At 38.9% G+C, this 14,146-nt stretch carries 6 protein-coding genes; 2 read left to right on the top strand and 4 right to left on the bottom strand.

The genetic code is table 11. The annotated features are described in order from the left end of the window. Nucleotides 1–142 precede the first annotated feature (142 nt). On the top strand, nucleotides 143–4,000 hold the full coding sequence (locus C4F50_RS20955) for a DUF8693 domain-containing protein (RefSeq protein WP_228012102.1): 3,858 nt from the start codon (nucleotides 143–145) through the stop codon (nucleotides 3,998–4,000). 472 nt (nucleotides 4,001–4,472) lie between these two features. After that, nucleotides 4,473–10,100, top strand: coding sequence for a DUF8693 domain-containing protein (locus C4F50_RS20950; RefSeq protein ID WP_194140596.1), 5,628 nt, complete (start codon nucleotides 4,473–4,475; stop codon nucleotides 10,098–10,100). Nucleotides 10,101–10,346: 246 nt separating this feature from the next. On the opposite strand, the gene C4F50_RS20945 is transcribed toward C4F50_RS20950, so the two are convergent. The 4 genes from C4F50_RS20945 to C4F50_RS20930 all read right to left on the bottom strand — a co-directional run bounded on the left by C4F50_RS20945 (nucleotide 10,347) and on the right by C4F50_RS20930 (nucleotide 14,024). Then, nucleotides 10,347–11,201 carry a cupin-like domain-containing protein gene (locus C4F50_RS20945; protein WP_194140595.1) on the bottom strand — a complete coding sequence of 285 codons (855 nt, stop codon included), beginning with the start codon at nucleotides 11,199–11,201 and terminating at the stop codon, nucleotides 10,347–10,349. Between the two features lie 80 nt (nucleotides 11,202–11,281). After that, nucleotides 11,282–12,370, bottom strand: a complete 1,089-nt coding sequence (gene bioB / locus C4F50_RS20940) for a biotin synthase BioB (RefSeq protein WP_194140594.1) — start codon at nucleotides 12,368–12,370, stop codon at nucleotides 11,282–11,284. 169 nt (nucleotides 12,371–12,539) lie between these two features. Further along, nucleotides 12,540–12,977: a hypothetical protein gene (locus tag C4F50_RS20935; protein WP_194140593.1), complete on the bottom strand. Its 438-nt coding sequence runs from the start codon at nucleotides 12,975–12,977 to the stop codon at nucleotides 12,540–12,542. Between the two features lie 114 nt (nucleotides 12,978–13,091). After that, the gene (locus C4F50_RS20930; protein ID WP_194140592.1) at nucleotides 13,092–14,024 is read right to left on the bottom strand and encodes a bifunctional riboflavin kinase/FAD synthetase; all 933 of its coding nucleotides are present in this window, start codon (nucleotides 14,022–14,024) and stop codon (nucleotides 13,092–13,094) included. Nucleotides 14,025–14,146: the final 122 nt, after the last annotated feature.

Below are 14,146 nucleotides of genomic sequence, written 5' to 3'. Positions count from 1 at the left end.
TTATTTCTTAAGCCCATCCTAGACAATAGAATGGGCTTTTTTATTTTTAGAAATATCCCTTAATCACGGTATTGCCAGTGAATGAAGAATCTTTTAATTTTCGGTTAATTCTTACAATGTGATTAATCTAATACTTTTGGTTTTGAAAATTATAAAACGTTCTTTATTTGGTTTCGTTATCCTGTTATTTTGTTCTGTACTTTCTGCACAGCAAGGCAAAGTTGATCTTAGCTTTAATACTATAGACGACGGTCTGACTGGAGATGGTTTTGACAATGCTGTCCGGACTTTGGTTTTACAACCCGACGGCAATTTAATTGTAGGCGGTGAATTTTTGAGTCTGAACGGAGTTCCAACGGCCTATTTAACAAGATTAAAACCAGACGGATCTGTCGACGAGACTTTTAATACAGGAGCAGGTTTTAATGGAAAAATTTACAAGGTATGCCCGCAGTCAGACGGAAAGCTTTTAGTCGGAGGCAGTTTTACCAGTTTCGACGGTCATAGTGCGGGGAGATTAATTCGATTAAATGCAGATGGCTCTTATGATGCTTCTTTTAATACAAGAATTGGTGCCCCGACCGGAATTGTTTACGATATGGCAGAGCAGCCCGACGGAAACATTATTATTGTGGGAAGTTTTGCAAAATATAATACTGTAACAGTCAATAGAATTGTTCGTTTATTTTCTAACGGTTCTATAGATCCTTCCTTTGCTACAGGAATCGGTTCAAGCGTAAACATTACCAGCGTCAAAGTGCTGACTTCTAATAAAATTTTAATTGGAGGTAATTTTATTTCTTTTAATGGTACTTCAGCCAATAGAATTGCCAGATTAAATCCAAACGGAAGTATTGATACTAGTTTTAATATCGGGACAGGTTTTAATGAAAATGTTAATGTCCTTGCTGTTCAGCCTGACGGAAAGATCGTGGCGGGAGGAAATTTTACAAGTTTTAACGAAATTGAAGCCAGCAGAATTATTCGACTCAACGAAGACGGCACGCCAGATACAGCTTTTGTATCTGGTTCGGGATTTAGCAAAGAGGGAGTTCAGACCATTAAAATTGACGGCGTTGGGAACATAATGGCGGGCGGATCTTTTACTGGATTTTACGATGGAAGCAATGTTAACAGAGTAGTTTTCTTAAATACCGATGGCAGTATAAAAAGTGATTTTGATCTCAGCAGCGGTCCTGGTTCTGCATCTGTTTTTGCATTAGAAACCGATCAAGACGGATCTTGGTTTATTGGCGGCTCCTTTGTTCTTTTTGATGGGCAAATCCAAGGCAGGCTTGCAAAAGTGTCGGATGAAGGCGAACATGATAGCGCTTATCTGGCAGCGGGTGTAGGTTTTGATAATTCTGTTCTTAATCTTCTTCCCGTAGAAAACAAAAAGACGATCGCTGTAGGAAGTTTTACAAAATTCAATGCTATTCCAACGTATCGGATTGCCCGCCTTTTAGAAAACGGATTACTAGATCCCTCTTTTAATTCAGAGAAATCGGGAGCAGATAATTTAATCAAAACTGCAGTGCTTCAAAATGACGGAAAGATTATTCTAGGCGGTAATTTTACAAAATACAATGAGGTGCAAAATAATCGTATTGTCCGAATTTTACCTGACGGAGCTATTGATGATTCATTTTCTGTTGGAAAAGGGTTTAATAGTCAAGTGTATGCCATGCAGCTGCAGTCTGACGGGCGCTTGATTGCAGCCGGAAATTTTGCTACCTATAATGGCGTGACTTCCCCTAAAATTGTGCGAATTCTTCCAGACGGATCACGAGACAGCAGTTTTAATCCTGGATTTGGAGCAAATGGAGTAATTGAAGCGATTGCCATACAGCACGATGGAAAAATTTTGGCTGCAGGAAGGTTTACTTCTTTTAATAATGATACTTATGCAAAATTGGTCAGACTAAATGCAGACGGAAGCATAGATAAAACCTTTTTTATCGGCGACGGTTTTGATAAAAATGTCTATGCTGTTGCGCTCCAGTCTGACGGAAAAATAGTATTGGGAGGTAATTTTACAGAGTATAATAGAACAAAACAAAATCGATTGGTACGTTTGAATCCAGACGGGAGTTTAGATACTTCGTTTGAATCTGGGAGTGGTTTTAATAAAGGAGAGGTCCGAACCATTTTAATTCAGCCCGATACTAAAATTATTGTGGGCGGTACTTTTTCTGGAACATATAAAAATGTAACCGCTCTTCGTTTAATAAGACTTCTTGAGAACGGAAATGCAGACAATTCATTTGCAGTAACTCTTAACAACAAACTTTTTGCGGTGACTATTGGAGCCGATTTTAGACTATGGATTGGCGGTAATTTTAATTCCGTTTCTGGAATTTCCAAACACCGAATAGCACGGCTTAAACTTTGTCTGGATTCAACCATTTGGAATGGTATTTCTTGGTCAAGAGGATTTCCGTCAGGCGGAAAAGAAGTAACTTTCAAAGAAGATTTTACACATTTAACTTCTGTAAATGTCTGCAGCTGTACCATCGAAAACCAAAAAACCGTCACTGTAGTAGAGGGAAATACTTTAGGAATTGAGTTTTCGTATTCAGGATCTGGAACTCTTGTGCTGGAAGAAGCAGCAAGCCTTTATCAGTCCGATGATGATATGGTGAATACAGGAATAATACATCTTAAAAGAAAAACACAGCCCGTATTAAAGTTTGATTTTACCTATTGGTCTTCTCCTGTGGCGCCTCAAAAGCTGTTGGATCTTTCGCCGCAAACCCTCGCAGATAAATATTATTCTTATAATGATGTTTTGCAAAATTGGAAGATCGAAAAACCTGCATCAATAATGCAGATCGGTAAAGGTTATTCCATTCGAAGTCCCCAATCTTTTTCGGATACGAATAGATCGGTTTTTGAAGGTGTTTTTAAAGGAATCCCAAATAACGGAAAAGTCGAAATAAATCTTGAAAAGGCCGATGATTACAATCTGATCGGAAATCCTTATCCATCGGCAGTAGACGCTTCTGTTTTTCTAAAGAAAAATGCTTATAAAACCAAAGGAGCACTGTATTTCTGGACACACAATACACCCATCACAAACCGCAAATATACCGCAGATGATTATGCTGTTTACAATCTCTTGGGCGGTACTGCGACAAGAGCAGCTATATCATCAGGTTTTAATAATTATGAACCCGATGGCACCATCGCTTCAGGGCAGGCATTTTTTATTAGAAGTAATACAGCTGGTACAATTGTATTTGATAACAGCATGCGTATCAGCGGTCAAAATAATATGTTTTTTAAACCTGTAAAAGAAAAAGAAAATAGCGGTTCACAAGAATTCAGACACCGCCTTTGGCTGAACATGACCAATAGTCAAGGACTTTTTAAACAAATATTGATCGGTTATGCGCCAGAAGCATCGAATGACTTTGATTTATTATACGATGCAGAATATATGAGCGGCAGCCAATCTGCAGATTTCTATAGTTTGTGTGGCAATACACATTTAGTAATCCAAGGCCGCGCATTTCCGTTTACCGATTCAGATACCGTTAAACTTGGATTTGATATTCAAGCAGCAGATACTTTTGTTATTGAAATAGATCATGCAGATGGAAAATTAGCAGATACAAATGTGTTTTTAGAAGATAAAGAAACACACCAAATGTACGATTTGACAAAAGCAGCTTATAAGTTTAATGTCCCTAAAGGAACATTCGATGATCGGTTTGTACTGCATTTTGATAATCACACTTTAGGAATCCCTTCCAAACTTGAAAATAAAGATCCAGATGTCTGGGTTGCCGTAAATCAGAAAATAATTCAGGTTTTTTCTTCGCAATCCAATATTCAGGACATTTCAATTTATGATGTTTTGGGAAAATTGCTTTATAACAGCAAGCAGATTGCAAGCAAATCAATACAGATTTCAGATTTAAAAGCTGCGAATCAAGTGCTTTTTGTGGAGACAATTCTTGAAAATGGGATTAAAATAAACACCAAAATTATTTTTTAACATAAAATTACGCTTTTTCTATAATGAATGCGACCCTTTTATGAAGATTTTTTGAAGCTGTTTTTCTTTCCACATTTTTCAATTTTTTAAGAATAATGAAAATCTGAAAACGGAGATAAAAAAGAATTTTTGTTAAAAAAATGATTTTTATTTAAAATATTGATTTGTAGGTACATATGCATTTATTAACAGTTTTTTCCTATAATATGTTAAAATCAATTTTTCACTGTTAAAGTTTAGATTTAAAAGATGGATATTTTAACCTTGCGTAAATAAAATCGTACCTTGTTGTAAGCTTTGATCGACAAAATGCTTTAAAAGTCGTCAAAACACACTATAAGCCTTTGATTTTTTTCTTTTTTTATCGCACAAATTTTGAGCTGAATCCTAAGGTTCAGTTTTTTTATCGGCCTAAAATTTCAAACCTATTTATGTACGCCATATTCTGATCTTTTAATTTAAATACCACAACATGAAAAAAAACTTACTCTCAATAGGCATTTTTTTTCAGCCTTCTTTCTCATCTTTTTCTATTTGGAAGCACAAAGCGGCTACGGCTAAAATCCTTTTTAGTCTATTCTTTTTTCTTTTTTATAATTCTTTAATGGCACAGCCTCCGCATAATTTAACCGCCGATGCTTCAATCGTAGTTCCTGCAGGAATTACAAGCATGGGTGTTCAGGCATGGGGTGGCGGCGGTGCTGGTGGTGGTGCAAGTGGAGCTCCTTTACTATCTGGACGAAGCGGTAGTGGCGGCGGTGGCGGCGCTTTTGCAAGTGCAACTATTACAGTAGTTCCAGGAAATACATTAGCTGTTAAAGTTGCAGCCGCAGTAAATGGTACTGCAGGTGCAAATGGAGCAGCTGGTGGACACTCAACTATAACTGGTTTTGAATCTGTGATTTATGCTGCTGGTGGAGCTGGAGGTATAGCAAATACTGCTGGAACTGCACCTGTTGGGGGTAGTGGCGGTACAGTCGCATCTTCTGCTGGGACTACAAGAACTCCTGGTGGTAATGGTACAGCAGGTAATGCAGCTCTCTTGTCACTTGGATTATCAACCGGTGCAGGAGGAGCAGGAGCAGGGACTGGCGGTGGTGCCGGTGGTGCCAGTTTTACAAGTGTACTTTTAGGAAATGGTCCCGGAAATAATGGTAGTCCACTTGGCGGTGGCGGTGGAGGCGCTATGAACTCTGCGTTAGGAGCCGCACAAGCAGGAGGAAGAGGAGAACATGGTCAAGTAATAGTAACTTATACTTGCCCAACCTATTCCTTCACGGGAATTTCAGCAGTACCTGTTTGTACCAGTGTAGGCAATACTTCGGTTGTGACTTTAACTGGAGTAGGTCTCCCAGCAGGAGTTTACACCGTAACTTATAGCAGAAGTGCTCCTTTACAAAATGGTTTAACAGCGGCAATGACTGTAACTACTGCAGGAACAGGAACTTTTACTGCAGTTGGATTAACAGCTCCAGGAATCAGTAGAATCACCGTGACACAATTGCAATCGGGTGTTTGTATAAGTCCAATTTCAACGGCTAATTTTATAGATGTCAATGTTTATGCTCCTAGTGTGGGAGGGACTACTTCAGGTGGAAGTACAATTTGCAGCGGTGCTAATAGTGGGGGTATAATAGTATCTGGTTATACAGGTACAGTAGAAAAATGGCAGCTTGCGGTATCTCCTTTTACAACTTGGTTTGACATTGCAAACTCAAATGGACCAGGTTTTGTTTTTGGACCATTAACACAGACTACACGATTTAGAGCAGTTGTAGTTAACGGAACTTGTTCGGCAGCCACTTCATCAGAAGTCCAAGTAACTGTAAATCCACTTCCAAGTTTGACGGTGAGCAGTGTTACTCCTGTATGTTTTAATTCTTTACCTCAAACTACAGCATTAAATTATACCAATGCATTACAATCGCCAACAACTTATAGTATTACTTGGAGTGCATCACCAACAAACAACTTCTTAGCTGTGACGGATGCAGCACTGCCGGCAAATTCCATTTCGATTACAGTACCAGCGGGAACTGCACCAGGAACTTATACGGGTTCGTTAACAGTAAAAAATAGTAATTGTACCAGTGCTGCGATACCTTTTAGTGTTGTTGTTAACCCGCTTCCAACCATTACGACAACAGGAACGGTAACGGCGGTATGTTCAAGTACAGGGATTCAGACCACAACACTTCCTTATACCGCGACAACCAATACACCCACGCGTTATGCAATTGATTGGGCCACTTTGACCGATCAAGGCTCAACGCCAATTACCTTTTCAGCAGGAGCTGGAACTATTACGGGAATCAGTGTTCCGGCCAATACTCCAGCAGGAAGTTATCCAGGAACGTTGACGATTTTTAATGCAAACAACTGTTCGGTAAATCAAGCGATTACTTTGGTGGTAAATCCGCTTCCAACCATTACGACAACAGGAACTGTAACTCCGGTATGTTCAAGTACAGGAATTCAAAGCACAACACTTCCTTATACCGCGACAACTAATACCCCGACCAGTTATGCGATTGATTGGGCGACTTTGACCGATCAAGGCTCGACACCAATAACCTTTTCAGCAGGAGCTGGAACTATTACAGGAATCAGTGTTCCAGCCAATACTCCAGCAGGAAATTACACAGGAACGTTGACGATTTTTAATGCGAACAGCTGTTCGGTAAACCAAGCGATTACTTTGGTGGTAAATCCGCTTCCGACCATTACAACAACAGGAACGGTAGCACCGGTTTGTTCAAGTACAGGAATTCAAACCACAACACTTCCTTATACCGCGACAACCAATACCCCGACCAGTTATGCAATTGACTGGGCTGTTTTGACCGATCAAGGCTCGACACCAATAACCTTTTCAGCAGGAGCTGGAACTATTACGGGAATCAGTGTTCCGGCCAATACTCCAGCAGGAAATTACACAGGAACGTTGACGATTTTTAATGCGAACAACTGTTCGGTAAACCAAGCGATTACTTTGGTGGTAAATCCGCTTCCGACCATTACGACAACAGGAACTGTGGCACCGGTATGTTCAAGTACAGGGATTCAAACTACGACGCTTCCTTATACCGCGACAACCAATACACCCACGCGTTATGCGATTGACTGGGCGACTTTGACCGATCAAGGCTCAACACCAATAACCTTTTCAGCAGGAGCAGGAACTATTACGGGAATCAGTGTGCCGGCCAATACTCCAGCAGGAAATTATACAGGAACGTTGACGATTTTTAATGCGAACAATTGTTCGGTAAACCAAGCGATTATTTTAGTGGTAAATCCGCTTCCGACCATTGCCACAACAGGAACTGTGGCACCGGTGTGTTCAAGTACAGGGATTCAAACTACGACGCTTCCTTATACCGCGACAACCAATACACCTACGAGTTATGCGATTGATTGGGCGACTTTGACCGATCAAGGCTCAACACCAATAACCTTTTCAGCAGGAGCAGGAACTATTACGGGAATCAGTGTGCCGGCCAATACTCCAGCAGGAAATTACACAGGAACGTTGACGATTTTTAATGCTAACAATTGTTCGGTAAACCAAGCGATTACTTTGGTGGTAAATCCGCTTCCGACTATTACGACAACAGGAACAGTAACTCCAGTGTGTTCAAGTGCAGGGATTCAAACTACGACGCTTCCTTATACCGCAACAACCAATACCCCGACCAGTTATGCGATTGATTGGGCGACTTTGAGCGATCAAGGCTCAACGCCAATAACCTTTTCTGCAGGAGCAGGAACTATTACGGGAATCAGTGTTCCAGCCAATACTCCGGCAGGAAATTATACAGGAACGTTGACGATTTTTAATGCAAACAACTGTTCGGTAAACCAAGCGATTACTTTGGTGGTAAATCCGCTTCCGAACATTACTACAACAGGAACTGTGGCACCGGTATGTTCAAGTGCGGGGATTCAAACTACGACGCTTCCTTATACCGCGACAACTAATACCCCGACCAGTTATGCGATTGATTGGGCGACTTTGACCGATCAAGGCTTAACACCAATAACCTTTTCAGCAGGAGCTGGAACTATTACAGGAATCAGTGTGCCGGCCAATACTCCGGCAGGTAGTTATACAGGAACGTTGACGATTTTTAATGGGAATAACTGTTCGGTAAACCAAGCGATTACTTTGGTGGTAAATGCATTGCCGTCACAACCAGTTGCAACAGTTACAAAATTACCGAACTGTTCTGATAGTACTGGAACAATAACCGTTACCTCACCAGCTTCGGGTACAGGATATACTTATAGTATAGATGGTGTAAATTATAGCAATACATCAGGAATATTTACAGGGCTTTCAGCAGGTACTTACAGCATAACAGTTAGAAGCAGTGCCTCCTGTACTTCTCCAATATTGAGTTTAATCGTTGATCCCGCGACCGTAAAAGAATGGAACGGAAGCGTGAATGCTAATTGGAATAATGCGGCCAACTGGACTCCATCTGGAGTACCGGTTAGTACAGATTGCGTAGAAATTCCTTTAGTTGGCAATGCACCGATAGTTTCGGGAACAAATGCGACTTTTGCAATGCACACCTTAACCGTTGAGGATAACGGTTTAATGATCGTTAATCCTACAAACACAATAACAGTTACCAATGCGGTTACAGTTTCTAATTCAGGTAGTTTGATTTTTGAGGATCGATCAAGTTTGGTTCAGTTATCCAACGCAGTAAATTCAGGAAACATTACTTATAGACGTAAAACAACTCCTGTTAGACGTTATGATTTTACGTATTGGTCATCACCGGTTACCCGTACTCCAGGTTTTACATTAAAAAATTTATCTCCAGGAACACTGGGTGATAAGTATTATAAATACAATCCATTAAGCGGCTGGTCAATATCGTACAACGGAGCAGAAGTTATGGGGAAAGGAGCAGGTTATTCTGTTAGAGCACCGCAAAGTTTTAGTCTTAGCGTGCCTGCGGTATATGATGCAGAATTTGTTGGAGTACCGAATAATGGTCCGGTGAATATCTCTTTAGGAGGAGCAGATACTTGGTCTCTTATCGGAAATCCTTATCCGTCGGCTGTTTATGCAGATCAGTTTATTGCTGATAATCAAGCCAATTTATACGGTACCCTTTATTTTTGGACACACAACTCACTGCCAAGCAGCAGTGTTCCCGGCGATGCACAAAATAATTATACAGAAAGTGATTATGCCATTTATAACTTATCAGGCAGCACCGTTCCAGGAAATATGGAGGGTAACGGAGCAACTACGCCAGGGAATCAATCGCAGCCTTTAGGATATATCGCAGCCGGCCAATCCTTTTTTGTACAATCTAAAACAGCTGGAACGGCAGTTTTTACAAATTCAATGCGTGTCACAGCAAACAACAGTCAGTTTTATAAAACGACCGCGGTTATTGAGCGCCATAGAGTCTGGCTTAATTTATCAAATACTCAGGGAGCATTTAAACAGCTTTTGATCGGCTATGTTCAAGGAGCAACCAATTTTTGGGATAATAATTATGACGCTATTACTATGGATGCTAATAAGTATCTGGATTTCTACAGTATCAATGAAGATAAAAAATTAGTAATTCAAGGACGTGCTCTTCCATTTAATGATACAGATGTTCTTCCGTTGGGTTACAGAAGCGCCATTGTGAGCGAGTTTAGTATCGAAATTGATCATGCAGACGGACTTTTAAATACTACTCCTGTTTATTTAGAAGATAAAAAAATGGGCGTTGTACATAATCTGCAAAAAAGCAGTTATAAATTTAAGACAGAAATAGGGACATTTGATGATCGTTTTTTAATTCGTTTTGGAAGCGGAACTTTAGGTCAGGACGAGTTTGAGAAAACAGCCAATGATGTGTATGTTTCTGTAAAAGACAATACCATTAAGGTCAGTTCAGAGACTTTACAAGAAAACCTTGCCGATATATTCGTATATGATATTTCAGGAAAATTATTATTTACCAAAAAAGCTATTGGAGATACCCAATTTTCGATAGAAAATTTTCAAGTCGCGAATCAGGTTTTAGTGCTCAAGATTGTTTTAGAAAACGGCACTGTAAAAACGACCAAAGTCATATTCTAGAAATAAGAAACCGCTGTAACTTAAATTTACAGCGGTTTTTATTCCTTCATTTGTTTTAATAAGCATAAAGTAAATGAGTTAGAACGGGATTAAACAGATTTGCTTTTCGCAAAAACGCGGATTTACACAGATAAGATCAAAAAAAATCTGTGTAAATCCGCGTTTTCGTGTTAACGAATCTGTCAAATCCGCGTCAAAATAAGTGCTTAGTATTCAAGCGTAGTGAATATACCCAACAAGTTGTTTTTATAAATACTGATGCGTATTTGCAATTGCTTTTTCGTTTTTATAATCAATCCATTTCTGGCCTTTTATTTTTCGCATCATAATATCAAAATGGCGCATGATAAAAACATTATAAGCCGCTTTTGAAAGGTTGCTGATGTTTTTAGGAAAAGAACGCAGACTCATAGAAAATCCCGGAGTTAAATATTTCATATAATGCCAATAACCTTCCGGCATGTACATCATTTCTCCATGCTTTAAATTGGTAATATATCCTTGAACATTTTTAAGGGCGGGAAATTTTTCGTAATCCGGATTATCAAAGTCAATGTCTTCTCTAGAGATCAAAGCGTGAGGAACTTTGTACATAAACTTCGTTTGATCTGGAGCAAATATCATGCATTGTTTTTCTCCATGAAAATGAAAATGCAGTATGTTAGAATAATCAATATCATAATGCATGAAGACCTTCGAATTTTCGCCTCCGAAAAAAATCATCGGCAGCTGCTTCACTAATTTCAAACCAATATCAGGCCATAAAAAATCATTTTTCAGCGATGGTACCTGTTTCATTAAATTATAAAGAAAAATGCGGTAATTGGTAGGCTTTTCTTCCAAAAGATCGATATAATCACTCATCTTCATTTGAGTATGCGCTTCATTAAAACCATCTTCATGATTCACCGGCCGATCATCATACAAAGGCACAATAGCATGACCTGCTATTTCTTTCATATAAGATAATTTCCATTTGCTGTATGCCGGCCAGTCTTCGGTCAGCTCTTCTACAACAACTGGAGTCTGGGTTTTTACATATTGGGAGATAAAATCTTTTTTGGAGATTTTTTTAACCCTTTCTATTTGTTTTAAATTCATTTCTATAAATAAAAAATTGCTTATAACACTGTGTTACAAGCAATTTAATACTGTTTTTTGAAATGTATGAACTCTTTTGCTTAAATTTTTGACTTCATCGATGCTTCAATATTTCTTTCTATAGTATGTCCTGGTCTTGACCATCTTGGTTTTTCACCCAATGGAAGAAATTGAGATTCTGATGCCTCGATTGTTTGGGGCTGCGAAATTTTTATGAAAGGCTTTTGAGGAACCAGTCCCAGCATTTCAAACATTTTCATGTCTTCGTTTACATCTGGATTTGGGGTAGTGAGCAGTTTATCTCCTGCAAAAATAGAATTTGCACCCGCAAAAAAGCACATCGCTTGTCCTTCTCGGCTCATATTGGTTCTGCCTGCAGACAAACGAACCTGCGTTTCGGGCATTACAATTCTAGTGGTAGCAACCATGCGGATCATTTCCCAGATTTCAACTGGTTTTTCATCTTCCATCGGCGTTCCTTCTACTGCGACCAATGCATTTATAGGAACAGATTCTGGCTGCGGATTTAGCGTTGAAAGCGCGACAAGTATTCCAGCTCTGTCTTCTATACTTTCGCCCATTCCGATAATACCGCCGCTGCAAACCGTAACATTTGTTTTACGAACATTTTCTATCGTTTCCAGACGATCCTCAAAACCGCGTGTAGAAATAACATCTTTATAATATTCTTCAGAAGTGTCTAAGTTGTGATTATAAGCATACAAACCTGCCTCAGCCAAACGCTGTGCCTGGTTTTCGGTTAGCATTCCCAGTGTACAGCAGACTTCCATATCAAGTTTATTAATCGTACGAACCATTTCTAAAACCTGATCAAACTCTGCTCCATCTTTTACATTTCGCCAGGCAGCCCCCATGCACACGCGCGAAGAACCGCTGGATTTGGCACGCAGAGCCTGAGCTTTAACTTGACTTACCGTCATTAAATCATTTCCTTCAACACCCGTATTGTATCGTGCCGCTTGAGGGCAGTAACCGCAATCTTCAGGACATCCTCCAGTTTTTATAGATAAAAGCGTAGAAACTTGTACGACATTAGGATCGTGTTCTTGTCTGTGAATAGTGGCTGCCTCATAAAGCAAATCCATTAAAGGCTTGTTGTAAATGCCGATTATTTCTTCTTTGGTCCAGTTGTGTTTTGTCTTGCTCATTAAATACTGTTTTTTGGAATATTAAAAGTAAGTAAATTATTATAATGAAGACATCTGCGAAGTATAAATGAATTTTTAGAAGCTTTTTTCAAAAAAGAAGCGCTCTAAAAGCAAAGAATTTTTACTTTCTCTGCTTTTAGAGCGCTAAAATTTTAATTTTATTGAAAGATTAATCAGCGGCGTATTTGTTGTTCCAATACAGCATCATCATCAAAGTAACAATGACAGATGAAGCAATTCCCTCAAACAATAAACAAATGCAGTAAGTTGGCACCGAAGGATTACCTCCAAACATAAAAGTTTCGGATAAAGTTCTAACATAAGCATCACCGCCTCGAGCATAACTGTAAACCAATAGTCCAAAAACACTCATCGATACACCGACTACAGAAGTCGTCATGGCAGAAACGGCGTTGGATACAAAATTGGTTTCACCTTCGTGAAGATTCATCTGCATCGTCCTGTTAACCCCGTAAAATATAAAAAAGACGTTAAGTGTTCTTAGATAAAACAGATCGGCTAAACCTAAGACATTCATCAATAAAAAATAAATGCCAATTCCGAGAAAAATCAGAAAACCGTTGGTAATTTCTTTAGGTAGTTTCATAGTGGTTATTTTTAAAGAAGTTAATAGTATGTGTTTGAAGAACAGATCTCTATCAAATTTACTAAAAAAATAACTACGCTGATTTAAAAAGGCAGAAAACTCGTTTACAGCCTGTTAAGAAAGCTGGCCTATAAAAGATAATGCGTTTAATTTGTCCTGATTTAATTGGTCTTTCAACAACTCTACAGAACCAAATTTTTGTTCCTCGCGAAGATAATGAAGAAGGGAAACTTCTATTTTTTGGTCGTAAATATCTTCGTCAAAATCAAAAAGATGAATTTCGATACTTTGTTTTTCTCCGTTTACCGTTGGATTAAAACCGATATTCATCATTCCAAATACTTCTCTGCCCTGAATCTGTGCTTTTGCAGCATAAACTCCGTTTTTAGGTATCAGTTTGTACTCTTCTTCAATTTGAATATTGGCGGTTGGAAAACCAATTGTTCTTCCCAGCTGTTTCCCTTTAACAACCTGACCCGTCAAAAAGTATTGATAACCAAGATAGTCGTTCGCCAGACTCATGTTTCCTTCCTTTAAAGCATTTCTGATTTTTGTCGAACTCACCGATACATCTTGAATTTCCTGTGCCGTAATTTGTTCTACTTCAAAACCATATTCGGCACCAAATGCTATAAGATTATCAATATTAGCCGTTCTGTTTCTTCCAAAGCGATGGTCGTGGCCAATGATTATTTTGTGAATGTGAAACTGATCCACCAAAATAGAATGTACAAATTCTTCGGCGGTTAATCGGGAGAAGTTTTCGTTAAACGGATGAATAACCAGATTTTCTATTCCAGTATTTTCAAGAAGTTTTGTTTTTTCTGAAATCGTATTCAGTAACTTTATTTCCGATTTTTCCTGAAGAACCATTCTCGGATGCGGAAAAAAAGTAAGTACTAAACTTTCATACTTTCCGTTTTCAGTCTGCTGTCTAATGCGTTCTAGAATTTTTTTATGTCCAATATGAACGCCGTCAAAAGTACCAAGAGTTAAAATGGTTTTTTTATCGGACTGAAAATCGTTTATAGAATGAAAAAGCTTCAAAACAAAAATTATTTAAACATGCCGCAAATTTATACTATTCTATTTTAAATTTGGTGTTAATGTGTTACTGATTTTTGAGCAGGTTGGGTTTCTTTTTGTGAAAAATGGCCGACTCGTCGATA

Origin of the sequence: Flavobacterium hungaricum (genome assembly GCF_015182285.1) — a bacterium.
Classification (GTDB): Bacteria; Bacteroidota; Bacteroidia; order Flavobacteriales; family Flavobacteriaceae; genus Flavobacterium; species Flavobacterium hungaricum.
This window is presented reverse-complemented; position numbering and strand designations above follow the sequence as displayed.

What these genes read in the sequence shown, in the direction of transcription:
- C4F50_RS20950 (WP_194140596.1), top strand. Translation starts at nt 4,473, where the DNA reads ATGAAAAAAAACTTACTCTCAATAGGCATTTTTTTTCAGCCTTCTTTC.
- C4F50_RS20945 (WP_194140595.1), bottom strand. Translation starts at nt 11,201, where the DNA reads ATGAATTTAAAACAAATAGAAAGGGTTAAAAAAATCTCCAAAAAAGAT.
- bioB (WP_194140594.1), bottom strand. Translation starts at nt 12,370, where the DNA reads ATGAGCAAGACAAAACACAACTGGACCAAAGAAGAAATAATCGGCATT.
- C4F50_RS20935 (WP_194140593.1), bottom strand. Translation starts at nt 12,977, where the DNA reads ATGAAACTACCTAAAGAAATTACCAACGGTTTTCTGATTTTTCTCGGA.